General features: G+C 42.2%; 22 protein-coding genes and 1 other annotated feature. Of the genes, 17 read left to right on the top strand and 5 right to left on the bottom strand.

Going from position 1 to position 24,754, the window contains the following annotated elements; genetic code table 11:
- Positions 1-171: 171 nt before the first annotated feature.
- Positions 172-483 (bottom strand): PepSY domain-containing protein, encoded by a 312-nt coding sequence (locus HPK16_RS15970; RefSeq protein WP_036089047.1) that lies wholly within the window; start codon positions 481-483, stop codon positions 172-174.
- Between the two features lie 187 nt (positions 484-670).
- On the opposite strand from HPK16_RS15970, the gene HPK16_RS15965 reads away from it, so the two are divergent.
- Positions 671-1,744 (top strand): M42 family metallopeptidase, encoded by a 1,074-nt coding sequence (locus HPK16_RS15965; protein WP_181677899.1) that lies wholly within the window; start codon positions 671-673, stop codon positions 1,742-1,744.
- Positions 1,731-1,958, top strand: a complete 228-nt coding sequence (locus tag HPK16_RS15960) for a hypothetical protein (RefSeq protein WP_425487945.1) — start codon at positions 1,731-1,733, stop codon at positions 1,956-1,958. The genes HPK16_RS15965 and HPK16_RS15960 overlap by 14 nt, the downstream gene beginning before the upstream one ends.
- Before the next feature lie 23 nt (positions 1,959-1,981).
- Here the strand turns inward: HPK16_RS15960 and HPK16_RS15955 are convergent, their stop codons facing one another.
- Positions 1,982-2,425 (bottom strand): YtoQ family protein, encoded by a 444-nt coding sequence (locus HPK16_RS15955; protein ID WP_181677898.1) that lies wholly within the window; start codon positions 2,423-2,425, stop codon positions 1,982-1,984.
- 134 nt (positions 2,426-2,559) lie between these two features.
- On the opposite strand from HPK16_RS15955, the gene HPK16_RS15950 reads away from it, so the two are divergent.
- From HPK16_RS15950 to murC, 5 genes are all read left to right on the top strand, one after another.
- Positions 2,560-2,871: a thioredoxin family protein gene (locus HPK16_RS15950; RefSeq protein ID WP_181677897.1), complete on the top strand. Its 312-nt coding sequence runs from the start codon at positions 2,560-2,562 to the stop codon at positions 2,869-2,871.
- Positions 2,872-2,892: 21 nt separating this feature from the next.
- Positions 2,893-3,690, top strand: a complete 798-nt coding sequence (locus tag HPK16_RS15945) for a DUF1444 domain-containing protein (protein WP_181677896.1) — start codon at positions 2,893-2,895, stop codon at positions 3,688-3,690.
- 5 nt (positions 3,691-3,695) lie between these two features.
- Entirely contained in the window at positions 3,696-4,307 is a 612-nt protein-coding gene (gene ytpR / locus HPK16_RS15940; RefSeq protein ID WP_181677895.1) for a YtpR family tRNA-binding protein, read from the top strand.
- 267 nt (positions 4,308-4,574) lie between these two features.
- Positions 4,575-6,866, top strand: a complete 2,292-nt coding sequence (locus tag HPK16_RS15935) for a DNA translocase FtsK (RefSeq protein WP_181677894.1) — start codon at positions 4,575-4,577, stop codon at positions 6,864-6,866.
- A 295-nt stretch (positions 6,867-7,161) separates the two neighbouring features.
- Entirely contained in the window at positions 7,162-8,499 is a 1,338-nt protein-coding gene (murC, locus tag HPK16_RS15930; RefSeq protein ID WP_181677893.1) for a UDP-N-acetylmuramate--L-alanine ligase, read from the top strand.
- A 105-nt stretch (positions 8,500-8,604) separates the two neighbouring features.
- On the opposite strand, the gene HPK16_RS15925 is transcribed toward murC, so the two are convergent.
- Complete coding sequence (locus HPK16_RS15925) at positions 8,605-9,717, bottom strand: aminopeptidase (RefSeq protein WP_181677892.1); 1,113 nt, start codon at positions 9,715-9,717, stop codon at positions 8,605-8,607.
- A 229-nt stretch (positions 9,718-9,946) separates the two neighbouring features.
- On the opposite strand from HPK16_RS15925, the gene HPK16_RS15920 reads away from it, so the two are divergent.
- From HPK16_RS15920 to HPK16_RS15890, 7 genes are all read left to right on the top strand, one after another.
- On the top strand, positions 9,947-10,405 hold the full coding sequence (locus HPK16_RS15920; RefSeq protein WP_036079392.1) for a DUF948 domain-containing protein: 459 nt from the start codon (positions 9,947-9,949) through the stop codon (positions 10,403-10,405).
- A 22-nt stretch (positions 10,406-10,427) separates the two neighbouring features.
- Positions 10,428-10,955 (top strand): YtxH domain-containing protein, encoded by a 528-nt coding sequence (locus tag HPK16_RS15915; protein WP_181677891.1) that lies wholly within the window; start codon positions 10,428-10,430, stop codon positions 10,953-10,955.
- Between the two features lie 224 nt (positions 10,956-11,179).
- Positions 11,180-13,705, top strand: a complete 2,526-nt coding sequence (locus HPK16_RS15910; protein ID WP_181677890.1) for a putative mucin/carbohydrate-binding domain-containing protein — start codon at positions 11,180-11,182, stop codon at positions 13,703-13,705.
- Between the two features lie 241 nt (positions 13,706-13,946).
- A complete protein-coding gene (locus HPK16_RS15905) occupies positions 13,947-15,032 on the top strand; it encodes a bifunctional 3-deoxy-7-phosphoheptulonate synthase/chorismate mutase (protein ID WP_181677889.1) in 1,086 nt (361 codons plus the stop codon).
- Between the two features lie 468 nt (positions 15,033-15,500).
- Positions 15,501-16,499: a catabolite control protein A gene (ccpA, locus tag HPK16_RS15900; protein WP_036072480.1), complete on the top strand. Its 999-nt coding sequence runs from the start codon at positions 15,501-15,503 to the stop codon at positions 16,497-16,499.
- Between the two features lie 273 nt (positions 16,500-16,772).
- Positions 16,773-16,975: a binding site (T-box leader), on the top strand.
- 64 nt (positions 16,976-17,039) lie between these two features.
- Positions 17,040-18,299, top strand: coding sequence for a tyrosine--tRNA ligase (gene tyrS / locus HPK16_RS15895; RefSeq protein WP_181677888.1), 1,260 nt, complete (start codon positions 17,040-17,042; stop codon positions 18,297-18,299).
- Positions 18,300-18,318: 19 nt separating this feature from the next.
- Positions 18,319-18,753: a GNAT family N-acetyltransferase gene (locus tag HPK16_RS15890; protein WP_181677887.1), complete on the top strand. Its 435-nt coding sequence runs from the start codon at positions 18,319-18,321 to the stop codon at positions 18,751-18,753.
- Between the two features lie 84 nt (positions 18,754-18,837).
- On the opposite strand, the gene rpsD is transcribed toward HPK16_RS15890, so the two are convergent.
- Together rpsD and HPK16_RS15880 are read right to left on the bottom strand one after the other, a co-directional pair.
- On the bottom strand, positions 18,838-19,440 hold the full coding sequence (gene rpsD, locus HPK16_RS15885; RefSeq protein ID WP_036072475.1) for a 30S ribosomal protein S4: 603 nt from the start codon (positions 19,438-19,440) through the stop codon (positions 18,838-18,840).
- A gap of 218 nt (positions 19,441-19,658) precedes the next feature.
- The gene (locus HPK16_RS15880) at positions 19,659-20,147 is read right to left on the bottom strand and encodes a GAF domain-containing protein (RefSeq protein WP_181677886.1); all 489 of its coding nucleotides are present in this window, start codon (positions 20,145-20,147) and stop codon (positions 19,659-19,661) included.
- A gap of 167 nt (positions 20,148-20,314) precedes the next feature.
- Here HPK16_RS15880 and HPK16_RS15875 point away from each other — a divergent pair, with 167 nt between their 5' ends.
- The 3 genes from HPK16_RS15875 (at position 20,315) to thiI (ending at position 24,532) form a co-directional block, all read left to right on the top strand.
- The gene (locus HPK16_RS15875; protein ID WP_181677885.1) at positions 20,315-22,036 is read left to right on the top strand and encodes a septation ring formation regulator EzrA; all 1,722 of its coding nucleotides are present in this window, start codon (positions 20,315-20,317) and stop codon (positions 22,034-22,036) included.
- 148 nt (positions 22,037-22,184) lie between these two features.
- Entirely contained in the window at positions 22,185-23,321 is a 1,137-nt protein-coding gene (locus tag HPK16_RS15870; RefSeq protein ID WP_181677884.1) for a cysteine desulfurase family protein, read from the top strand.
- The gene (thiI, locus tag HPK16_RS15865; protein ID WP_181677883.1) at positions 23,321-24,532 is read left to right on the top strand and encodes a tRNA uracil 4-sulfurtransferase ThiI; all 1,212 of its coding nucleotides are present in this window, start codon (positions 23,321-23,323) and stop codon (positions 24,530-24,532) included. The genes HPK16_RS15870 and thiI overlap by 1 nt, the downstream gene beginning before the upstream one ends.
- Positions 24,533-24,754 lie beyond the last annotated feature (222 nt).

Raw genomic sequence — 24,754 nt, 5'->3', positions numbered from 1 at the left:
CGAGCCAAAATACTAGCACAACACTTTATCAAAGATTTTGACATCTCTGTAGGTTAAGAAAAGGCACGAGCTATTGACTCCCTAGCTCGCACCTTGATATTTCACCCCAACAATTGACATAGAGCCAAAAAACTGCAGGCGCACAATTGGCCTGCAGTTTCGCATGTTCTATTAAGTTAAGTAAACGTCGATAACAGTTCCGGTCGTCGCATCTGCGATAAATTCGAACTGCTTCTTCTCGCCGTCGCGAATCGCTGTGATGCCGCCGTGGTACACGAATGTATCCATCGCGAATTTTTTGTAATGTTGTTTTTTTAGTTGAATCCACGAGCCTTCGATTGGCCCCTCTTTTTTGAATGCTTCTTTGACGTTTTCAAGAATTACATCGCCTGAAATGGTCTTTGGCTCTAGTAGGTAGTGGTTAATAAGATGACCCGCGGCTGCTCCTGCTGCAACACCTGTGATAAATACTTTCCAGTTCATTGTTTGCCTCCCTAAAACTTACTTGTATTCTCTTTTATAGCTTTACTGTGTCTTATTATACCCTCTAAACTAAAAATATAAAAGCCTTTACATCGGAGTTTGCTGATTTGACTAGCCACATTCTTAGACGTAACGTTTCTAAAAGTGGTATAATGCTAGGGATATCACCGAAAAGGACTGATTATAAGTGGAAAAAGAAACGTTGGAGTTATTTAAAACATTAACGGAGTTGCCGGGTACTTCTGGGAATGAACGATTTGTAAGGGATTTTGTGAGAAAAGAAATTACGCCTGTCTCGGATGAAGTCATTCAAGATGGTTTGGGTGGTATTTTTGGTGTGCGTCATGGCGCGGAAGATGGCCCGAGAATACTTGTTGCAGGCCACTTGGATGAGGTTGGTTTCATGGTTACGCGGATAACGGATAATGGAATGATTGCTTTTCAAACGCTTGGTGGCTGGAACCCGCAAGTCTTGCAAGCGCAACGTGTCCAATTGATTACGGCGAATGGTCCGGTTATTGGTGTGGTAGCGTCTGTTCCGCCGCATTTACTGACGGAAGCGGAACGTAGCAAGCCGACTGATCCGAAGAACCTGTTAATCGATATTGGAGCAGATGATCGTGAAGATGCGATTGCAATTGGCGTGAAACCTGGACAACAAATCGTTCCAGTTGCAGAATTTACACCGCTTGCTAACCCGAAAAAAATTATGGCAAAAGCGTGGGATAACCGCTACGGCGTTGGTCTTGCGATTGAACTTTTAAAAGCAGTGAAGGACGATAAGTTGCCAAATACGCTGTTTGCAGGCGCGAATGTACAAGAAGAAGTTGGGCTTCGTGGTGCGGGTGTTAGTGCGCATATGATTCAGCCAGATATCTTTTTTGCGCTTGATGCGAGTCCAGCGAATGATACGACGGGTGATAAGACGCAGTTCGGGCAAATTGGGCAGGGTTTCTTAATGCGAGTTTTTGATCGGACGATGATTATGCATCGCGGTATGCGTGAATTCTTGCTAGATACAGCGGAGTCCAACAAAATCCCGTATCAATATTTCGTTTCGCCAGGTGGGACGGATGCTGGGAAAGTACACACGTCTAATAGTGGGATTCCGAGCGCGGTTATCGGTGTTCCAGCGCGTTACATCCATTCTTCTAACTCGATTTTACACATAGATGATTACGCAGCGGCAAAAGAAATGATTACAACGATCGTTCGTGCGCTTGATAAAACAACATGGGAAACGATTCGTGACAATGCTTAAAAAGATATGGCGGCATCCTGTCATTTTGACGGGGAGCATCATGTTCCTCTCGGCGCTTGTTTTCTTAGTAGGGTACTTCTTGCGTATTCCTTATTTGAAAGAAACAGAGCTCGGGTGGATTCTGACAACGCTTATCGGTGGCGTGCTTGTCTTGGGATTCGGCTTTATGTGGTATTGGAAAGATCAAGTGAACGCGAAAAAGCGCCTCCGTTAACGAGGTGCTTTTTCATGAAAAAACTATGCAAAAATGTAATCAATAATTTGTGCTGCTTGTTCAATCGTATCTACGGTGACATTTGCTTTCTCAGAGAGCTCCTTTAACGGGTGATGTAGCGATTCTGGTCGGATGATAATAGTTGGTTTGCCGAGCGCGATGGCAGTGGCTGCATCTGTTGCGGTGTTCCATTGTTTGAATTTCTCGCCAAATAGGGCAATCACTAAATCTGCTTTTTTCAAATGTAGTTCGGTGCGTAAGTTGTTGATTTTTGAGGCTTGTAAATCTTTGTAAATGGCGTTCGGCTGTTCTCCTAGAATTTGTTCACCGATTGCGTCGGATAAATCATGATTTTCTTGCGGTCCAGAAAAGTGGAAGTGGATTCCTGGTTTTTCTTTTAAATGAGCTCGCAATTGATCGCGCCAATCCGAATGAATTTCACCTGCTAAATAAATATGATAGTCCATCAAAAAACGCCTCCTTTCTAGTTATGATAGAAGAAAATGCGCTAGATAGCAACTTTTGTGAGCGTAATTCTTTACTAATTTTCGCGGGGGCTTTAGGATTAGATGAATAGGAACAAGAAGGAGTCGAGTGCGTGATGAAACATTTAGAAACAGTTGAAGAATTTAATGAGTTGAAAAATAATGGTAAAACGATTTTTATGTTTAGTGCGGATTGGTGTGGGGATTGCAAATTTATCGAGCCGGTGATGCCTGAAATTGAGGCAGAACATGATGATTTTACATTTTTGCATGTGGATCGCGACCAGTTTATTGATCTTTGCGCTGATTTGGCGATTTTCGGTATTCCGAGTTTCTTAGCGTTTGAAGATGGTGAGGAGATTGGCCGTTTTGTAAGCAAGGATCGCAAAACGAAAGAAGAAATTACGGATTTTATTGACGCCTTATAAGGAAGAGGGGAGGGCAACGCGATGAAAATGACGACGATGAAGATGAAGGAAAGACTTGAAAAAGAGCTTGCTGGTGCTGATCGGGCGTTTCGTTATGACCGGGAGAAGGACACGCTAAAAGTGACGGAAGCGGGCAATTCGATTACGCTGTCTATCCCGCAAATTATTGCGAATTGGGAAGAGCAGGCGGACGTGGCGGTTGAGAAAATCGTGTATTATGTCGAAGAAGGTCTAAAAGCATCGCAACACAAGATGGATATTCAGGCGAGTTTGCCGAATGTTTATCCGGTTATTCGGGCGACGTCATTCCCACAGAAAACCAAAGATGGGAAGGCGCTTTTGACGGAGCAACACACGGCTGAGACGGCGATTTTTTACGTAGTGGATGTTGGTGCTTCGTATCGCTTTATTGAGGAAGAAAGTTTGGAAAACACGGGTGTGACGGTGGACGATGTCAGGCTTGCGGCGTTTGCGAATCTGCGTACACGGGTGACGACGACGAAAAAAGATTCTGTGAGTGGTAATGATTATTATTTCGTGCGAACAAATGATGGTTATGATGCGAGTCGAATTTTGAATGAGCCGTTTTTAGAGGAAATGCGTGCGCGAATCGAAGGTGAAATGGTTCTTGCTGTGCCGCATCAGGACGTGCTAATTATTGCGGATATTAGGAATAATACAGGCTATGATGTGTTGGCGCACATGACGATGCAGTTTTTTGCGGACGGACTCGCGCCAATTACCTCTTTACCTCTCGTGTATAATGATGGTAAACTAGAACCGATCTTTATTATGGCCAAAAACAGACCAAAGGAGTAGTTAACGTGATTGTAAATGCATTTTATAACGAAAAAGGAGTAGGGGACACGCTTTTAGTCCACCTCAATGATGTAGAAAAAACAGATTTTGAATCAAAAGGAAATGTCACGCGTATTTTTGATGTGGAAACTGGCGAAACGGTTGCGATTAATATTTTCGAAGTATCGAAAAAGCGCACGTTTGATGCAAATGGCAAGGTTGCATTAACGCTTGAAGATGTGGCGTTTATCAACAAGGAGTTAGCGGATAATGGTTTTGATTTTGTGATTGAAGCAGACCTTTCTCCTAAATTCGTCGTTGGTTACGTGGCGTCGAAGGAAAAGCATCCAAATGCGGACAAGTTAAACGTATGCCAAGTTGATTTGGGAGATAAAACAGTGCAAATCGTATGTGGCGCGCCGAATGTTGATGCAGGACAAAAAGTAGTCGTTGCAAAAATTGGCGCAGTGATGCCGAGTGGTTTGATTATTAAACCGTCGAACCTGCGCGGGGAAGATTCGTTTGGTATGATCTGTGCGGCACGTGAGCTAGCGATACCGAATGCGCCGGAAGAAAAAGGAATTATGGTTCTTGATGCTGATTATGAGATTGGCGCCGCATTTCCTGTTTCCTTCTAAATATTAAATAAAACAGCTTTTTTATCGGAAAGCTGTTTTATTTTTTTGGATAATCGTATACAATATGCGATTATATTGTTCTTTTATTGGAAGTGGAACGAAATATAAGTTTAAGTTATGCGCGCGGTAACGCTTGTATACAGCCGTTTTTCGCCATTTTTTGATCTAATTTCTTTTGTATCGCACTTTCGTGATAGCTTTATCTAAATTTCTCTGTTAGAATCAGTTTAAGAAACGGTTAAAAAATATAATAGGTAGTGATAAGTAATGGGATGGTTCAAAGAATTTTTCTTCGCTGATCGGGATGCGGAGTATGAAGAAGTAGAGGTGGCTAAGCCGAAAAAAGAGGCAGAAACAGCGCCACCAGTTCAATTAGCAACTGTAAATGAAGTAAAGAAAACGATAAACGTGCCACGTGGAAATACACAATCAACGAAACAAAAGCGCGAAGTCCACGCCAAAGTCATGTTCCAATATCCAAAAGGTGAGTTTCGCTTTCCACTCATTCCTGATGGACAAAAACAAACAGAGGTAAAACCAGCGCTACATAAAGCACCGATACCGCGCCAAACACCGAGAGTCCATTCGTCGAACACCGAGGCGCCGAAATTTGAGAAGAAACGACCATTCAGACCGACAGATGTCCCTTCTCCAGTTTTCGCTTTCCAAAAAAGACCAAGTCGTTTTGAGTTTGATATCACAAAAGAACCAGAAACGAGTGATGTTGTTTACGATGCGATAGACGATCTAGTAGCGGTTGCAGAATCGGAACAGGAAGAAATTGAATCTGAGTTTGTAGCGGATTTGGAGGTCGAGAACGCATCTGATGTTTTAGAAGAAACAGAGGAAGTAGAGATGATTTCGCCTGTCGTGGAGGAAGAGGACATTTTGCAACAAGAAGAAATTCCGGTTGTGTCGCAACGTATTGAACTCATTCACGAGGCGCCGAAGCCTGAAAAGGTGGAAGAACCAGAACGTACGCCTCCGAAAACGCGAATCCCTTTTAATGTGATGATGGTGAATCAAGATAAGCAACATGTTGAGCAGAAAAAAGAAGTTGTTGAAGAACCAGCGATAGTGGCAGTGAAAGAACCGGAAATAGCTCCTGTTTTCCCCACAGAACAACATCTGAGAGAAGATGCAAGTGGCTATTATTTCCCATCCTTAGATTTACTAAAACCACCTGTCTTTGAAAATGAGGACGAGGAGTGGTTGGCGTTTCAAGAAGAACTTTTGAATGAGACGCTCGAGAACTTTAACGTATCTGCCAAGGTCGTTAATGTGACGCAAGGTCCTGCGGTGACACGTTTTGAGGTGCAGCCAGAAAAAGGCGTAAAGGTTAGCAAAATCACGAATTTGACGGATGACATCAAGCTAAGTCTCGCTGCAAAAGACATTCGAATCGAGGCGCCAATCCCAGGTAAAAGCACGATTGGTATTGAAATTCCGAATGAAACGAGCCGACCTGTGATGCTTTCAGAAATTATGAATAGTCAGGCATTCCAAACGAGTAGGTCTCCGTTAACAGCGGCGCTTGGACTCGATATTTCTGGTATGCCAATCGTGACGGATTTGCAAACGATGCCGCATGGATTAATCGCCGGAGCAACTGGTTCTGGTAAGAGTGTGTGTATTAATTCGCTGCTTATTAGTCTGCTCTATAAAGCTACGCCGGATGAGCTGAAATTATTGCTTATCGATCCGAAAATGGTCGAACTTGCGCCTTATAATCGTATTCCGCATCTTGTTAGCCCAGTTATTACAGATGCCAAAGCAGCAACGGCAGCGCTAAAATGGGCGGTAGAAGAGATGGAACGCAGGTATCAGTTATTTTCGCATGCAGGTGTTCGAAATATGGAGAAATTTAACGAATATTCTTCCCATCCAGAACATTCCGGCGAAAAATTACCGTATATCTTGATTATCATCGATGAATTGGCTGATTTGATGATGGTTGCGCCGAATGACGTAGAGGAAGCGATTAGCCGTATTGCACAGAAAGCCAGAGCCTGCGGGATTCATATGATTGTCGCGACGCAGAGGCCTTCTGTAGACGTTATTACGGGGCTCATCAAGGCAAATATCCCTACGCGTGTTTCGTTCTCTGTATCCTCGCAAATCGACTCCAGAACGATTATTGACACTGGTGGAGCCGAGAAGTTACTTGGAAAAGGGGACATGCTGTTCTTGCCGAGCGGATCTTCTAAACCTGTTCGACTGCAAGGAACGTATGTTGGTGATCAAGAAATTGATGCTGTCATTGCTCATGTGCGTAATCAGGCCGAGCCAAACTATCTTTTTAAACAAGAAGAGCTTTTAGAGCGTGAAATTGCGAAAGAAGAAGAGGATGATTTGTTTGATGAAGCGTGCGATTTTGTACTGGCACAAAATGGTGCTTCTACATCGCTTTTGCAACGTCATTTCCGAATTGGCTATAATCGTGCCGCGAGATTGATGGAGGCGCTAGAGAAGCACAGCATTGTCTCAGAAACAAATGGATCTAAGCCTCGGGATGTTATTATTACCAGAGAGCAATTAGAAAAGATACGTGATAATTAATACATCAGTAGTTCTATTAGCGTATAAAAATCTACTTTATTGCGTATAAAAGCGTAAAAACATAAGTCCTTGGATATAAATTTCCTACAAGGATTTCTTAATAGGCGAGAAAGTGCTATAATTACCTAGTGAGATTTTTCGGTCACAACGTAGATGAACAGCAAACACACGTTTAAACTTGTAATACGAGAAGATGTCTAGAAATAATAAAAATAATGAAACTGCTTTTTTAGATCGGCAACACACTATTTTTTAGGCTACCTCTTCAAAGATTAAAATTCTGGGGGTTCAATTAATGACGACGTATCATTTTGTTGGGATTAAAGGGTCAGGTATGAGTGCACTGGCTCAAATTATGTTTGATAAAGGTTTCCGTGTGCAAGGAAGCGATGTTGAGAAATACTTCTTTACACAAAAAGCACTAGAAGACGATGGTATTGAAATTCTACCGTTTTCCGAGGATAACATTCATGAAGGCTTGACGATCATTGCTGGGAACGCGTTTAAGGATGATCACGCAGAGATTAAGAAAGCGATGGACATGGGTTTACCTGTTATTCGTTATCACAAATTTTTAGGACAATTAATTGATGGTTACACGAGTATCGCTGTCACTGGTTCGCACGGGAAGACATCGACGACTGGTCTTCTTTCTCATGTCTTAGAAGAGTTGCGCCCAACGTCTTATTTGATTGGCGATGGAACCGGAAAAGGTAACCCTGATGCTAAATATTTTGCGTTAGAGGCGTGTGAATATCAGCGTCATTTCCTAGCGTATTCCCCAACATATGCTATTATGACGAACATTGATTGGGATCATCCTGATTATTTCAAGAGCGAGGATGACGTTTTCAGTGCATTCGAATCATTCGGAAAACAAGTGAAAAAGGCTGTTTTTGCCCTAGGTGATGATAAGCAATTGCGTCGTTTAGAGCTGGATGTTCCGATTGTTTACTTCGGTTTTGAAGAAGATAATGAGTTCCAAGCTAAAAATATTATTAAAGAGACGACAGGTTCGACGTTCGACGTGTATCATAACGGTGAATTATATGGCAATTTTGTCATTCCAACATATGGCGATCATAACGTACTTAATGCACTGAGTGTCATTGCGGTCAGCGAATACGAGAAGATTCCAGCAGCGGATGTAGCTAAAGAATTGCGAACATTTGAAGGTGTGAAGCGTCGTTTTAGTATTACGGAGAAAAAAGACCAGGTGTTGGTCGATGATTATGCGCATCATCCTTCTGAAATACGAGCGACAGTTAATGCGGCAAGACAAAAATACCCTGATCGCAAAGTTGTAGCGGTATTCCAACCACACACATTTACGCGAACACAAGCCTTTTTACAAGGTTTTGCGGATAGCTTGAACTTAGCGGACGAAGTATATTTATGTGATATTTTCGGTTCTGCCCGTGAAAATCGTGGCACACTAACGATTCAAGATTTAGCAGCGAAAACCAAAGGAAATCACGTGATTCAAGAGCAACACACGGAAAGCTTACTAGCGTATCCAAATGCAGTCATCCTCTTTATGGGAGCTGGAGATGTTCAAAAGTTCCAAGCAGCATATGAAAGTGTTCTTGACGCAGGTGTGGAATTAATGGAAGAAAAGCGAGCAGTAAATTAACAGATTAAATGAGAGCTGTAAATCAGGATTTTTCCTAGTTTACGGTTCTTTTTCTATGCATAAAAAAGGAATCCCAATGCTGAAAATGGGATTCCTTTTTGGTGATTAAATTAAGTTTTCTGGGTTTAATTTCTCAAGTTCTGGAATAACGAATCGGCCATCTTTGCGAATAAGTACGTCATCAAAGTAAATTTCGCCGCCGCCGTATTCTGGACGTTGAATATTCACGAGATCCCAGTGAATGGCTGAATTATTGCCGTTTGGCGCTTCATCGTAGCATTGACCAGGTGTGAAATGGAAACTACCCTCGATTTTTTCGTCAAATAGGATATCTTGCATCGGCTCATGGATGAATGGGTTAACGCCGATCGCGAATTCACCAATAAAGCGCGCGCCTTCATCTGTATCCAAGATTTTGTTAATGCGCTCGGTGTCATTTGCGGTAGCCTTCACGATTTTTCCGTTTTCAAAAGTAAAGGAAACATTTTCAAAAACGAAGCCTTGGTAAGGGGACGGCGTGTTGTATGTGATAGTACCATTGATAGAATCGCGCACAGGAGCCGTATAAACCTCGCCATCAGGAATATTTAATTGGCCAGCACATTTGATTGCGGGAATGTCTTTAATCGAAAAACGCAGGTCTGTGCCTTCTCCGACGAGACGAACGCGATCGGTTTGATTCATCAGCGTGACAAGGCTTTCCATCGCTTCGCCCATTTTGCTGTAATCAAGTGTACAGACTTGGAAATAGAAGTCCTCAAAGCCAACTGTGCTCATCCCTGACAATTGAGCCATCGAAGCGCTTGGATAACGCAAAACAACCCATTTCGTTTGTTTTACGCGGATACTCGTGTGCATTTTGCCGACTGTTTCGCCGTTTATTTTTAGTTTTTCAGCAGGAACATCTGATAATTCGTTGATGTTATCACCTGCACGCAAGCCGATATACGCATCCATTTCTTTCATAACATTGCCTTCAAATTCAGCAATTTTCGCATATTGTTCTGGATTCGCGCCCAGCATCATTTCCCGGTCAATTTGCGGTTCTTTCAAGGATACGAACGGAAACCCGCCAGCTTTATAGGCCTGGGCAACAAGCGATGTTACCAATTCCTTTTGTACGCCAAAGTTTTCGATAAGTACTTTTTCGCCTGGTTGTAGGCTTACAGAATAATTGATTAAGTTATAAGCTAGTTTTTCAATACGTGGATCTTTCAAGAAAATCACTCCATTTCATTTTTTCCACCGTTTCGCGGCACCCCTTTAGTTTACTCCAAATCTGGCAAATATGCTTCCAAAAAGAATTCATCTGTCGACTGCTACGCTTTTTCGCTTTCCTTTTCCGCATAATATTGCTAAAATGAAGATAGCCCGTTCTTTAAAAATGGTCGTTTTACATAGACGCATTAGGGGTAAAGTGTCAGATATATGTGGAGGTGTAGAGAAGGTGGAGATAATTTTATATATTGCGGCTCTAATTGCTGCAATCGCGCTACTTGTCATTGCGGTTTATCTGGGTATGACGCTCAAATCAACCTCAAAAACAATGGATGAAGTAGCTAAATCACTTGAAGAAATGACAGGTGAAGTCAAAGGAATTACGGATCAGGCCGAGAAATTAATGAGCAAGACGAACGATCTTCTCGAAGATATCAACGGCAAAGTTGCAAAAGTAGATCCAGTATTCGACGCTGTTGGAGACATCGGCGTATCGCTTCTTGGACTAAGTCAGTCTGTTCGTGAATTAGCAACGCTTGCGACGAATAAAGTCCATACAAATGAGACGAAAATCGTACAAGCCGTATCATTTAGTAACTCTATTTTATCATTCCGTGATAAGATGAAAGCGAATAAAGCTGCCAAACAAGCTGCGGCGGAAGCGAAAGAAGAAACAATTACTTTATAAAATGAAGTTGGAGGGAAACTATATGTCTGGAAAAGATGGAATTAACGTAAAAGATTTTCTAATTGGTGGTTTAATCGGAGGTATCGTAGGTTCAGTAACGGCACTACTTTTAGCTCCGAAATCAGGTAAAGAACTACGCGGCGACTTAAACGAGCACGTAGATGTGATGAAAGAAAAAGGTTCGCAATGGAAAGATGTTGCATACGAAAAAGGTATCGAAATTGGTAATGTAGCCAAAGATAAAAAAGATGCCCTTGTTGACTCTGCATCAGGTTTTGTTGGTGTCGTAAAAGACAAGTCAGGTCAACTGTATGAAACAGTTTCTAAACAGACAAAAACTGTAAAAGAAACAGCTTCAGCAGGTCTTGAAGCAACCAAACAAGCGGCACAAAAAGCAGGCGAAACGTTCAAATCCGAAGCAAAAGAAGCTGGCGATGACGTGAAGCATGCGGCCGATAAATCAAAAGAAGAAGTGAAAGATGCTTCAAAAACAGCGAAAGATAAAACAGAGAAAATTGTTGATGACGCGAAAAAAGAATTTAAAAAATAACATCTAAATATTGAAAGACTGTGAGTGATGTATATACATACATTGCTTACAGTCTTTTTTGTTTTGTCTATAAATATCTGTTTGTCACAAAAACTTCACAATTTATAAGGTTTTTTGGAATAAATACCGAAAAAATGTATTTTATATTATCTTTTGATATGCTAAGCTGGGAATCGTATTCATTATACAACTAATGCATACAAAAAATTAAAAGGGGTTTTGAGATGAAAAAATTAAAAATGGCAGTGTTCCTAGTACTTTTATTAGGAATCACCTGTGTCAGTTTTTCCATGCAAGCAAGGGCTGACGAAGTAAAGACAAAGAAATTATACACATTGGAGACGCCGACCTGGCTTAGTAAGGCTGGATTGGATAAAGGGATTGGACACGATAAGCAAGATTTAGGGATTATTTTACCAGCCAATGTAGAACTAGAAATTCGTCAAGTGAATCCGAAATTTACTGGAAGCTTGACAATGGCACTTTTCAATGATGATTCACAAAAAGAAAAAAATGCCACTATCACGTCATCTTGGACGAAGGTAAGCCACGCATATACGGCAGTCCCATTGATTGAAACGACATTCACAAGCGAGGCGCCGATCGTCGAGTATAAGGTAACGGATAAGATGAAAGCTTTACCGGATTTTATGTTGGGAAATGATGATGGTACACTATTCTTGGAGAAGTGGGATAGTAATGATGCGGAGTTCGCGATGCTTAAAACTAGATATTTCCAAATGTTAGTGCCTAAAAAAGACAAAGCATACATGAAGAATATGAAAGATTTTAAAACTGTTGAGGAATTATGTAACTACTACAATAAAGTGTTTGAAATATATAATGAACTAGCTGGATTATCATTTACCCCAACGAATGCCACGGATAAAAATGTTGAAAATAGATATTTCATAAAGGCGAATGCGCATGGGCCTGGCGGAGGATATTATGGTAAACCTCATACGGGTCAAAGTAATGATACATTAGCTGTATTTTTTCTTATGAAAGGATGGGGAGGAATACATGAAATCGGGCATGGTTATCAAGGTGCTTTTATGTCAGATCCTTCATTCGGTGTAGCGGAAGTATGGAATAACCTATACGCAGCAACGTTTGAAAGAAGAGTCCTAGGCTCAGAACTATACGCCAAAGGAACAATGTACGGGGATAGCAGAGCAGGGCGAGAAGCAAACTTAAACCGCGACTGGAAAATAAATAAACTGCCAATGAATAATTGGGGCGGTAGCAGTAAAGAAAGAATCCTAATGAATTTTCAAGAAAAAGCAGGGGATAAAGCCCTCACCGTATTCAACCAAGAATACCGTAAAATTGCGAATGAAGATGGGTTTGCTCCGGCTAATCATTACTTGCTAGATCTTATTTCGAAATATTATGGACAAGCAAGTGGATTTGACTTTACACCTGTCATTGAATCAGGCGAAGGTGTGATGTCCAGGGAGCAAAAAGAAGAGAACCGCCTGAACAATTATCAAGCGGTAGCAGCACTTGTTGATGTTGTACCAGCAGCTAAAGTTAGCGAAGTGCAAGCAGAGCTAGGATTAGAATCTTATCTGACATTAGTTGATACTACGCAATTAGAGCATACGGGCTTGTTTGGATCGGCGTCAATACACCTTGACATTGATGATTTTTCACAAATAAAAGGTCAGTATTTAACAGTTAAGAATGGAAAAGAAGTCGTGAAGAAAGTTCTAATAACAGATAAAGATATCGAACTTGGAATATTGCCGAATGGTATTTATACGATCGATGCTCCAACTGGAAATAGCGCGAAATATGCGTTAGATAACTATTATCTATATGTAAAAGATACTACCAATAAATGTACAATTAAATATACACCGAAAACGGCAAGCTATTTAGCAAGCCAAACCATTCGATTCCAAGGTCTTGGGGATCACGTATTTTCTTCGGCTAAGGTTGATTTAGAACAAGGCAAGCTATTTGTTAATACGAGCGCTACTTCCCCGCATAGCTACTTTGGAAGTACGTTATATGCTAAAATAGAAGTATTAGATACGGATGGGAAAGTAGTATACACAAAATCAATGACGGGGACGAATACAGTTGTTGATAAGGCAGATGTAGCTATCAAAGTTGGTTACAAGTTACGCATCTATCACGCGGAGCCAGAGCGTTTGCGAGCGGATGATAAATCAGAGCGATTAGTAGTTGGCGATACCAAAATTGTTGATACCGCACAAAAAACAAATATTTTTACTATAACAAGCACTGGGTTAGCCAATGATTCGCTGAAAAATAATCCAGATGACATCCTAATAGTAAAAATTAAAGAAGCAGTAGCAAAAGTTGAAGCCAATCCATTACTATTGAATGCACCAAACTCAGAGGTCAAAGATGATATCTGGATTGCTATTCAACTTTTATCAGAGCCTGCTAAGTCACAAATGCTAGAAAAGTATAGCAATCTATTCCCAGCACTGGCAGCAATGGAAGAACCATTAACAAGCGTTTCGATTACAGCTCCAGATACATTAAATCTGAAAAAAGATGGTTTTTCAGGGAAATATGGTGAAGATATAGCTGCTGTGAAACTTATCGTAGAAGGAAGAGTCGTGCAGGTTGCGACGCTAAATCCAGCTACGCACACATACACATTTAGCGGTTTAACAGGAAAACGAATCCGCACAACAGATGGCGTAAGTGTTATTGGTTACACTGCATCAGGGTCTGAGGTACACCAACTAGAAATGGAAGTAACGAATTAAGGAGTAAAATGGCGTGTAGCGGTTCACTTTTACGGTGGTTGCTACATGCTTTTTTATGTATTTTTGAAAATAGGGTTGCATTTATGGGTCACGCATGTTAGGATTAAATTATATTATTCGCTTTAACACTTAAAAGCGCTTAAGTGAAAAAGTGGCATGGTGACAAATGAATCATTTTCATCTATAATGATACAATATACTGTACAATCATATACAGGGAAATTGGAGAGGTGGCAAAATCATGGGAAATCCAAATTTAGAAGAATTACGAGCACAAGTTGATAGCTTAAATATCGAGGTTTTAGAGGCTATTAATAAACGGGCGAATTTAGTACAAGAAATCGGCAAAATTAAGGGGATGCAAGGTGTTATTCGTTTCGATCCAGTTCGCGAACGACAAATGTTAAACGCAATTACAGATGCGAATAAAGGCCCTTTTGAAGATAGCACAATTGAGAAATTATTTAAAGAGATTTTTAAAGCTGGTTTGGAGTTGCAAGAAGATGATAACTCGAAGGCTTTACTCGTTTCCCGTAAAAATAAAAAAGAAGACACAATTGTGAATGTAAATGGCGTGCCGATCGGAAATGGCGTACCAACATTCGTGTTTGGTCCGTGTTCTGTGGAATCCTATGAGCAAGTAGCTACTGTTGCTGGCGCTGTTCGTGATAAAGGTCTGAAATTACTTCGCGGTGGCGCGTTTAAACCACGTACTAGCCCGTATGATTTCCAAGGTCTTGGCGTCGAAGGTCTACAAATTCTGAAACGCGTGGCGGACGAATTCGGTCTTGGCGTTATTAGCGAAATCGTAACACCTCGTGACATTGAAGTGGCGCTCGACCATATCGATGTGATCCAAATCGGTGCACGTAACATGCAAAACTTCGAACTTCTAAAAGCGGTTGGACGAGTAGATAAGCCAGTCCTTCTAAAACGTGGGTTATCTGCAACGATTGAAGAGTTTGTTGGTGCGGCGGAATACATCATGGCACAAGGTAACGATCAAATTATTCTTTGTGAACGCGGTATCCGCACATATGAAAAAGCAACACGTAATACATTAGATATTTCTGCTGTTCCAATTTTGAAACAAGAGACGCATTTACCAGTTATGGTTGACGTGACACATTCTACAGGACGTAAAGATTTACTACTTCCATGTGCAAAAGCGGCACTCGCGATTGGCGCAGACGGCGTTATGGCTGAAGTGCATCCAGATCCGGCAGTAGCTTTATCTGATTCAGCGCAACAAATGGATTTGAAAGAGTTCGATGCTTTCTGGGAAGAGATTTTGAAATCGAAGCTAGTCCCATCCAACATCCAATAAGTCGTCAGCGTGGCGACAAACGATCATTTTCGTCGTTAAAAGCTCTGTTCCAGTGCCTCACATACTTTAGTACGCTCCGCGCTGGTACTCGCTTTTGCCTAGAAACTAATCATTTGTCGCCGCGCTGAGGTTTGGTGGGGAGTCGGATTTTTAGTTAAGCATATGCAGAGAGTGGTTAGGAAATGATTTCCTAACCACTTTTTTACGTTTGGAAACTGGATGATAGTAGGAGAGTATATGTTTTTTGTAAGGGAATACATTGGCTTTGTGAGGGGATTTGTTGTTTTTTTAAACTAAATAATCAAATGAAACGCTTTCTTCTGAATTTTTAGTAATGTAAATAATAAGTGAAAACAATTGCATAACGAAAAAAACTATCGTATTATTAAGTGTAGGCACGATTGTGTACGTTTACAATGGTTACATATGGCTAACCGTTAAAATAAATGAATGTGGAGAGTGAAATGAATGAATATAACAATTTATGATGTAGCGCGTGAGGCAAATGTTTCGATGGCGACAGTTTCTCGTGTTGTCAACGGGAATCCGAATGTAAAACCAGTGACTAGAAAGAAAGTATTAGATGTTATTAAACAGTTGGGATATCGTCCAAATGCGGTCGCTAGAGGGTTAGCTAGTAAGAAGACAACGACGGTTGGTGTGATGATTCCTGATATTTCAAATGTTTTTTATGCGGAATTGGCGCGTGGGATTGAAGATATCGCGACAATGTATAAGTATAATATCATTTTGAGCAATTCGGATGAGAATGAAGATAAGGAATTGCAAGTTTTGAATACGCTACTTGGTAAGCAAGTGGACGGGATTATCTACATGGGTGAGCGTATTTCTGAGCAGTTACAAGAGGAATTTGATCGTTCGCCGGCGCCAGTTGTTTTGGCGGGTTCTGTAGATGCTGCAAACAAGATTGCATCGGTAAACATCGATTATAAACAAGCAAGTTATGAGGCTGTATCACGCTTCACGAAAAACGGACATAAAAAAGTAGCATTCATCAGCGGTTCGTTAGATGAGCCGGTAAACAGCGAGCTGAAATTAGGCGGATATCGTGAAGCGCTTAAAGAAGCCAAGATTAAATTTAACGAAGACTACGTGTTAGAAGCGGCTTATAATTATGAAGCTGGTGTCAAAGCTTGGGCGCAGTTAAGCAGTTTGAAAGCAACACCTGATGCGATTTATGTGGCGGATGACGAGCTAGCGATGGGTGTCTTGAACGCCGCGCTTGATGCTGGCGTGAAAGTGCCAGAAGAGCTTGAAATCGTGACTTCCAATAATACAAAATTGACATTGATGGCACGCCCGCAACTGTCAACGGTGGTTCAACCACTTTACGATATCGGTGCGGTAGCGATGCGTTTGTTAACAAAATTGATGGCTAACGAAGAAGTAGAAGAAAAAACGGTCATCTTACCACATAGCGAAAAAATGCGCGGAACAACGCGTTAAATGAAACGAAGCCGAGCAGTCTAGAAATAGATTTACTCGGCTTTTCTAATTTCGTAGTCTAAAATGAAAACATTCCCGTACCACCAAACCGTCGCGGGTCGACAAACGATTATCTTCGTCGTTAAAAGCTCCATTCCGATGCTCATGTACAAATCGTACATTCCGCTTCGGTACTCGCTTTTGCCTAGAATCTAATCATTTGTCGACCCGCGACCCGCGAGAGCCTTGACATTTTTTTAGTGCTATGTTAAAAATAGAAGTACAATATCATATCGAAAAGCTATGAACGGACGAAGTAGTCGCTTATCCCTGTGGAAAAGAGAGCTGGTGGTCGCTGCAAACCAGTACAAATAAGGCGGACGAATTACATCCTGGAGCATATTTGCATTTGCAAACGGTTTTTGCCGTTATCTTAATGAAGCGAGGAAGATTTTTTCCTAAGTTGGGTGGTACCACGTATATTTTGCGTCCCTTCGTCAATAGACGGAAGGGATTTTTTTGTTTTGCGAGAAATTTTATAAAGGAAAAGGAGCGAATGAAATGAATATTATTGATGAATTAGAATGGCGTGGCGCGATATATCAACAAACCGATGAAGCAGGACTTCGTGAATTAACGGAGAAGGAATCGATTTCTTTATACTGTGGTATCGATCCGACGGGAGATTCGATGCATATTGGGCATTTGATCCCATTTATGATTTTGCGTCGTTTTCAAAATAAAGGGCATCGTCCAATTATTTTAGTTGGTGGCGCAACAGGGTCGATTGGCGATCCGAGTGGTAAGAAGGAAGAGCGCCAATTACAATCGATTGAACAAGTGAATAAAAACGTGGAAAGCCTGCGTGGTCAGCTAGAAACGATTTTTGATTTTGCGGGTGATAATGGTGCGATTATGGTGAATAACTATGATTGGACGAAGGATTTGACGGTGCTTGATTTCCTGCGTGATTTTGGTAAAAACTTTAATGTCAACACGATGTTAGCGAAGGATATCGTAGCGAATCGTCTAGAAGTGGGGATTTCGTTCACGGAGTTCTCGTACCAAATTTTGCAAGCGATGGATTACAATGAGTTGTATGAAAATTATAATTGTCGTTTGCAGATTGGCGGTAGTGATCAGTGGGGGAATATTACGGCGGGGCTTGATTTAATTCGTAAAAAACAAGGTGAGGGCTCAAAAGCGTTCGGTTTAACCATCCCGTTGTTGACAAAAGCAGATGGTACGAAATTTGGTAAAACAGAAGGCGGCGCGATTTGGCTTAACCCGGAGAAGACGACGCCATATGAGTTTTACCAGTTCTGGATTAACACGGATGATCGCGATGTTGTGAAATACTTGAAATACTTCACGTTCTTAGATCAAGGTGAAATCAGTGATTTGGAAGCAGCGGTCAAATTAGAACCGCATCGTCGTGCGGCACAGCGTTCTTTAGCTGCTGAGATGACACGCTTTATTCATGGGCAAGAGGCATTAGATCAAGCGATTAAGATTTCGGAAGCTTTGTTTAGTGGAGATGTGAAAGTGTTGACGGCCGATGAGATTGAACAAGGGTTTAAAGACGTTCCAACATTTGAAGCAGGGCAAGATGAGAAATTGCTTGTAGACTGGCTTGTCGATCTCGGTATTGAGCCATCGAAGCGTCAATCACGTGAGGATATTGGGAATGGTGCGATTTATATCAATGGCGAACGTGTGCAAGATCTGGAGAAAGTCGTGACAAAAGCGGATCGTGTGGAAGATCGTTTTACCATTGTTCGTCGCGGTAAGAAAAAATATTTCTTGGTGCGCTATGTCTGAGGAGTTACGCTTAGTAGCAATGCCGAAAGAACATTTTTCTGATTTTGCGGAATCGCTTAGTGTTGGTTATGCAAAAGATCAAGCAGATGCAGGAATTTGGCCACGCGATGAGGCATTGTTTAAAGCGAGAATGACAACGATGGAACTACTTCCTGATGGCGTTGCGACAAAGGACCACTTTCTTTGGGAGGTAATGCAAGGTAAGGAGTTTGTTGGGACGTTATGGGTTTTTCAAGAAGGAAAAACGTATTTTATCTATGATATTCTGATTTTCGAAGCGTTTCAAAATAAAGGTCTCGGAAGTGATTTGCTAGTTTTACTTGAGGAAAATGCGAAGAAACGAGGAATTACGGAGATATCACTGCATGCCTTTGCGCATAATAAGCGGGCGGTGCATGTGTATAAAAAGATGGGTTTTGAAGTAGTCGATATTACAATGAGAAAATACGTATGAAAAGAAGCTCTGGCATGTCTGTGTCAGGGCTTTTTTGTGATAAAAAACCCTCTGATATCATTGGTATCAGAGGGTTTTTGGCTATTAACGTGAATAGAATTCTACGATAAATGCTTCGTTGATTTCAGCATGTAGTTCCGAACGTTCTGGCAGGCGGCTTAATGTACCTGTCAGTTTTTCAGCGTCGAAAGTTAGGTATTCAGGCACGAATGCCGCAACGTCTAAGCTTTCAGCGATTGCTGATAATTTAAGAGATTTTTCGCGAACACTGATTACTTGACCAGGTGATACTTGGTAAGAAGGGATGTCTACGCGTTTTGAATCTACTAAAATGTGACCGTGGTTTACTAATTGACGTGCTGCACGACGAGTGCGCGCAAGACCTAAACGGTATACCACGTTGTCAAGGCGTTGTTCTAGTAAGATCATGAAGTTCTCACCGTGTTTACCTTGTAATTTGCCAGCTTTTACGAACGTGTTTTTGAATTGACGTTCAGTTAAGCCGTACATGTGACGTAATTTTTGTTTCTCTGCTTGTTGTAAACCGTACTCAGAGATTTTCTTGCGTTGTGTCGGACCGTGTTGCCCTGGAGCGTACGGACGACGTTCTAATTCTTTACCTGTTCCTGAAAGTGATAATCCCAAACGACGGGAAATCTTCCAGCTTGGACCTGTATAACGAGCCATTGATTGACTCCTCCTTTAAATTTGTTTTAGCATAAAACAAACAAGTGTGACCAACCAAATACGTGCAGTTTATCTTCATGTATCTTCGCCCTTGCAGCAGCAGGTTACAGGATACACCACGAAAAAATCGGGGATAAACAACGGTCATATTCATCATCACTCAAGCTGCATTTTACACGCTCTCTAGTATAGTATAGTTTACCTACTCTTGTCAAACATTATTGTATGGAGGCTTTTAGAATAGTGACTACTTGCTCTAAGTAATGTTGGTCTGTTTCGTCAAATCGGTTCAAGGAAGGGCTGTCGACGTCTAAAACGCCAACCAGTTTTCCATCATGAACAATTGGGATAACGATCTCGGAATTGGATGCCGCATCACAGGCGATGTGTCCAGGGAAGTCATGGACGTTTTGGATAAGATAGGTTTTTTGTTCGGAGGCAGCTGATCCGCAAACGCCACGACCAAGTGGAATACGGATACACGCAGGCAAGCCTTGGAACGGACCAAGGACAAGTTGATTGCTCGCTTCTTCGTATAAATAAAAACCAACCCAGTTAATGTCGGTTAGTGCTTGGTTTAACAGGGCGGAGATGTTACTGATGTTGGCTAGGAAATTAGGTTCACCAGCGATCATTGCTTCGACTTGTTTGACGCATAGTTGATAGTTTTCTGCTTTTGTTCCAGTGAATTTTGGAATTTCGATCATTTTTTTCACCACTTTTTCATAATTTTTGATTTTAAATAAGGCAAATACAGCGGAATCGTGTTAGAATAGTGTATGTGTATAATGAATTAGTATAGCATGGATTTAGCATTTGTACTTAATGAAGTGATTTAAAAAATAGAGATAATGGGATATTAGGAGGAAATGACATGTTTGTTTGGTATTTAGTTGGCTTTGTGGTCATTGTAGCCGTTGTTTTTGCGGTTGGATACATAATGAAGAAAAAGCATTATCAGCGAATTAATGCGCTTGAGGAGCAGAAGATAGAATTGATGGAGCGTCCGGTGATTGATGAGCTCACGAAGGTGAAGAAGTTGAGGCTTACGGGGCAGACAGAGGATTTGTTTGAATCATGGCGTGACTCGTGGGATGATATTGCGACGAAATTATTCCCTAACTTGGAAGAGTATATTCTTGGCGCGGAGCAACATACGGATCGTTATCAATTCCGCCAAGCGACGCAGATGGAAAATCAGGTCGAACAGGTGATTCATGAAATCGATACGCAAATGAAACAAATTTTGCGAGGATTGAAGGAACTGCTTGCTAGTGAGGAACGCAATGCGCAAGATATTCGGATGGCAAAGGACAAATTCACGACGTTGCGCCGTGAGGTTTTGAGTAATGGTTATAAGCTTGGTGACGCGTTACATAGCGTGGAAGGCGAGCTGGATCAGATTGCGGAGAATTTGAATCGGTTTGATATGCTTACGGATCAAGGGGACTATTTGGAGGCACGGGAAACGGTGTTGAATGTCCAACATGATCTGGAGAAGTTAGGCGCGAAATTGGAAAAGGTTCCTGTTTTGCTGCGTGAGAGTGATGTTATTTTACCGGATGAAATGAGCAAGTTGCAGGCGGGTTATGATGAAATGGCGCAACAAGGCTATTATTTAGAGCAATTGCAATTGGCTGCGGAATTGGATCGTATGAGCAGCCGAGTGAGGGATTTGAAAGGTAAGATTGTGGCAGGGGAGTTAGAAGCCGTGGAAAGTGGTGTGGCGGAACTGCACACGGAAATCAACTTATTTTACGATACGTTGGAGCATGAGGTGGAGGCGCGCCATTTTGTGAAGGAAAATCGCATTGTGGTGGAAGCGAAATTAGAGAAGCAACTGGACGTATCGGACGCGTTAGCAGAGCAAATCAAAGAAGTAAAACAGACGTATCATGTGACGGAAGAGGATTTAGCGAGCTACTTGAAAATTGCAAGCCAGTTAGAGCTTCAAAAAGAACAATTAGCGACTGTCACGGAACGACTTTCTGAGGTCAAAATTGCGTATTCGGCGGCTGAGGATGCGTTGAAGGAGATCGATGCTGTTGTGTCGACGATTTCTCTAGAGCAAGATGCGTTTGCGGAAGAATTGCGTTCGCTACGAAAAGATGAGTTAGAGGCGCGTGAGGACGCTGATAGAATGCGCCGGGCGATTCTGAATTTGAACCGTAGATTGGATCGTGAGCGTCTGCCTGGTAAGCCAGAGGACTATTTGGCGCTGTGTGAGCACATGGAGGCGTCGATTTCTAAGTTAGAGCAGAAATTGGAAGAGAAACCGCTGAATATGAAATCGGTGAACCATGAGTGGCAAGTGGCGCAAGAGGATTTAGAGCATCTGACTGAAAAAGCGGATGAAATGATTGAGAATGCCCATTTAGTGGAGCATGTGATTCAATATGCCAACCGTTATCGTTTGCAGACACCAGATTTGGCAATCGCATTGCGCCAAGCCGAAGACCACTTTTATGATGATTATCAATATAAGAAAGCGCTGGAACTTGCGGTAACGGCTTTAGAAAAAGTGGAGCCGAGTGCGTTTAAGAAGATTGAGAAGGCGTATGAAATGAAGATAAATGTGGATGAATTAGAGGAATAATGAAGCGAGAGATTTCGTCTTATCCGAGTAAGTAGGATGGGACGATTTTTCTTTGTTCGCGGCCGGATTTTTTTTCGAAAGGTGCGCGCGCATTTGGCGATTCTATGATAGAATAATGAATGAGAATTAATTCATGGGGGCTTTTTGGATGATTTATTTTGATAATAGTGCGACGACAAAGCCGCTGGATGCTTGTGTAGAGACGTATGCAAAAGTAGCGACGAATTATTTTGCGAACCCGTCTTCGCTTCATGGTTATGGTGCAAAGGTCAGTGAATTGCACGAACAGGCTCGGGCTCTTGTGGCGGGAATGCTTGGAACGTTGCCTGAGGAAATTATTTTTACTTCTGGTGGGACGGAAAGTAATAATATGGCGATTAAGGGTGTGGCGGGATTTTATAGCAATCGCGGAAAGCATGTGATTACAACAGCTATTGAACATCCCTCTGTTCAAAATACGATGCATAGCTTAGAGGCGCAAGGGTTTGACATCACACGGTTGCCGGTTGACGCAGCGGGTGTTGTTTCTGTGGAGGATTTGAAAAGTGCGCTGCGTGAAGATACAATTTTAGTGTCGGTGATGCACGTGAATAATGAGGTTGGCTCTGTGCAACCGATTCAGGCGATTGCGGATGTGTTGAAGGCGCGACCGCAGACATTTTTCCATGTGGATCATGTGCAAGGATTGACGAAAGTGACACTGGATGTTGCGGGAGTTGACTTGGTGAGTATTTCTGGGCATAAGATACATGGTCTGAATGGGACTGGTATTTTAATAAAGAAGAAACATGTTTCGGTAATGCCGCTTTTGGACGGTGGTGGGCAGGAGTTTGGTCTGCGAAACGGAACGGAAAATACGGCTGGTGTCGTGGCTTTTGCGAAGGCTTTGCGGATTGGCTTGGAAGAACAGAAGGCGCATGTTACCGATTTAGAAGTGATTCGTGACTATTTGCTGGACGCGCTCGCGAATATCCCAGAGGTTTCGATTCATACGGATAAAAATCAGGCGGCGCCGCATATTTGCTGTTTTTCAGTCGTTGGACATCGTGGCGAAATTTTGGTACATGCTTTGGAGAAATATGAGATTTATGTTTCGACGACGAGTGCGTGTTCTTCGCGTGCCAAGCTTGCTAGCAGTACATTGAAGGCGATGCGAGTGACGGATGAAGAGGCTGTTGGGGCGATTCGTGTGAGCTTGTCTTACCAAAATACGATGGCTGAGGCAGAACGTTTTATGGAAGCAATACAAGAGATTATCAAAAATTTGAATGAAGTGGTGAAATGATGAAATATGATCGTATAGTCGTTCGGTACGGCGAATTATCAACAAAAGGTCGGAATCGGAAACAGTTTATTAAAAAGTTAGCGCATAATGTGAAGCGTGCAATTGCTGATTTTCCAGAGGTGAAAGTGTTTGGAGAGCGTGATCGGATGTATTTGCTATTAAATGGGGCAGATGATCAGGTTATTTTAGAGCGTTTGCGTCCGATTTTCGGGATTCAGTCGTTTAGTCCCGCGGTTCGGGTACCTCAGGATTTGGAGGAGATGAAGCAGGCTGGATTGTCGCTTGTTCGTGCGATGCATCAAGCGGGCGGCAGTTTCAAAGTGAATGCGCGGCGGGCGGATCGTTCGTTTGAGCTGGATACGAATGGGATTAACCACGAGCTTGGCGGGTTTATTTTGCAGAATATCGATGATTTGCATGTCGATGTGAAAAAACCGGATGTGAAGCTACTTGTGGATGTTCGCAGCGAAGGGATTTTCCTGTCGTGTCAGACGATTCAAGGCGCGGGCGGTTTGCCGGTGAGTTCTTCTGGGCGCGCGATGCTGATGCTTTCTGGCGGGATTGATAGTCCTGTGGCGGGGTATTTGGCGATGAAGCGTGGCGTGGAGATTGAGGCGGTGCATTTCCATAGTCCGCCGTATACGAGTGAGCGCGCGAAGCAGAAGGCTGTTGATTTAGCTGGAAAATTAGCGCAGTATAGTGGACAGGTACAGATGCATGTGGTGCCTTTTACCGCGATTCAAGAAATGATTAAAAAGCAGATTCCAGAAGGCTTCACGATGACGGTGACGCGTCGGATGATGTTGCGGATTACGGATGAACTGCGCAGGCGTCGTGAAGGTTTGGCGATTGTGAATGGTGAGAGTCTAGGCCAGGTGGCGAGTCAGACATTGGAGAGTATGCTCGCAATTAATGCTGTGACGACAACACCGATTATTCGTCCTGTTGTATCGATGGATAAAAATGAGATTATCGAGATTGCCCAAGCGATTGATACGTATGATATTTCTGTGCAACCGTTCGAGGATTGTTGCACGATTTTCACGCCGCCATCTCCGAAAACGCGTCCTAAATTAGATAAGGTGGAGCGTTATGAGAGCTTTATTGATTTTGAGGCGATGGTGCAAGAAGCGGTGAATGCGACAGAGACATTTTCGGTGGAAGTTGCCGATGTGAATAAAGTGCAGGATGAATTTTCAGACCTGTTTTAAACAGAGAGACGATGCCCAATTTTGTGGTGTCGTTTTTTTGTAATGAATTTTGTAATATTTCAGACATGTTTTCTCTATTGTTAGCAGGGTAAAAAGGCTCTATGTCAATTGTTGGGGTGAAATATCAAGGTGCGAGCTAGGGAGTCAATAGCTCGTGCCTTTTCTTAACCTACAGAGATGTCAAAATCTTTGATAAAGTGTTGTGCTAGTATTTTGGCTCGG

This window comes from Paenilisteria rustica, assembly GCF_013820765.1.
GTDB classification, from domain to species: domain Bacteria; phylum Bacillota; class Bacilli; order Lactobacillales; family Listeriaceae; genus Listeria_A; species Listeria_A rustica.
This window is presented reverse-complemented; position numbering and strand designations above follow the sequence as displayed.

What these genes read in the sequence shown, in the direction of transcription:
- thiI (WP_181677883.1), top strand. Translation starts at nt 23,321, where the DNA reads ATGAAATATGATCGTATAGTCGTTCGGTACGGCGAATTATCAACAAAA.
- HPK16_RS15875 (WP_181677885.1), top strand. Translation starts at nt 20,315, where the DNA reads ATGTTTGTTTGGTATTTAGTTGGCTTTGTGGTCATTGTAGCCGTTGTT.
- HPK16_RS15915 (WP_181677891.1), top strand. Translation starts at nt 10,428, where the DNA reads ATGTCTGGAAAAGATGGAATTAACGTAAAAGATTTTCTAATTGGTGGT.
- murC (WP_181677893.1), top strand. Translation starts at nt 7,162, where the DNA reads ATGACGACGTATCATTTTGTTGGGATTAAAGGGTCAGGTATGAGTGCA.
- HPK16_RS15945 (WP_181677896.1), top strand. Translation starts at nt 2,893, where the DNA reads ATGAAAATGACGACGATGAAGATGAAGGAAAGACTTGAAAAAGAGCTT.
- rpsD (WP_036072475.1), bottom strand. Translation starts at nt 19,440, where the DNA reads ATGGCTCGTTATACAGGTCCAAGCTGGAAGATTTCCCGTCGTTTGGGA.
- HPK16_RS15905 (WP_181677889.1), top strand. Translation starts at nt 13,947, where the DNA reads ATGGGAAATCCAAATTTAGAAGAATTACGAGCACAAGTTGATAGCTTA.
- tyrS (WP_181677888.1), top strand. Translation starts at nt 17,040, where the DNA reads ATGAATATTATTGATGAATTAGAATGGCGTGGCGCGATATATCAACAA.
- HPK16_RS15950 (WP_181677897.1), top strand. Translation starts at nt 2,560, where the DNA reads ATGAAACATTTAGAAACAGTTGAAGAATTTAATGAGTTGAAAAATAAT.
- HPK16_RS15935 (WP_181677894.1), top strand. Translation starts at nt 4,575, where the DNA reads ATGGGATGGTTCAAAGAATTTTTCTTCGCTGATCGGGATGCGGAGTAT.
- HPK16_RS15870 (WP_181677884.1), top strand. Translation starts at nt 22,185, where the DNA reads ATGATTTATTTTGATAATAGTGCGACGACAAAGCCGCTGGATGCTTGT.
- HPK16_RS15955 (WP_181677898.1), bottom strand. Translation starts at nt 2,425, where the DNA reads ATGGACTATCATATTTATTTAGCAGGTGAAATTCATTCGGATTGGCGC.
- ccpA (WP_036072480.1), top strand. Translation starts at nt 15,501, where the DNA reads ATGAATATAACAATTTATGATGTAGCGCGTGAGGCAAATGTTTCGATG.
- HPK16_RS15970 (WP_036089047.1), bottom strand. Translation starts at nt 483, where the DNA reads ATGAACTGGAAAGTATTTATCACAGGTGTTGCAGCAGGAGCAGCCGCG.
- HPK16_RS15910 (WP_181677890.1), top strand. Translation starts at nt 11,180, where the DNA reads ATGAAAAAATTAAAAATGGCAGTGTTCCTAGTACTTTTATTAGGAATC.
- HPK16_RS15890 (WP_181677887.1), top strand. Translation starts at nt 18,319, where the DNA reads ATGCCGAAAGAACATTTTTCTGATTTTGCGGAATCGCTTAGTGTTGGT.
- HPK16_RS15880 (WP_181677886.1), bottom strand. Translation starts at nt 20,147, where the DNA reads ATGATCGAAATTCCAAAATTCACTGGAACAAAAGCAGAAAACTATCAA.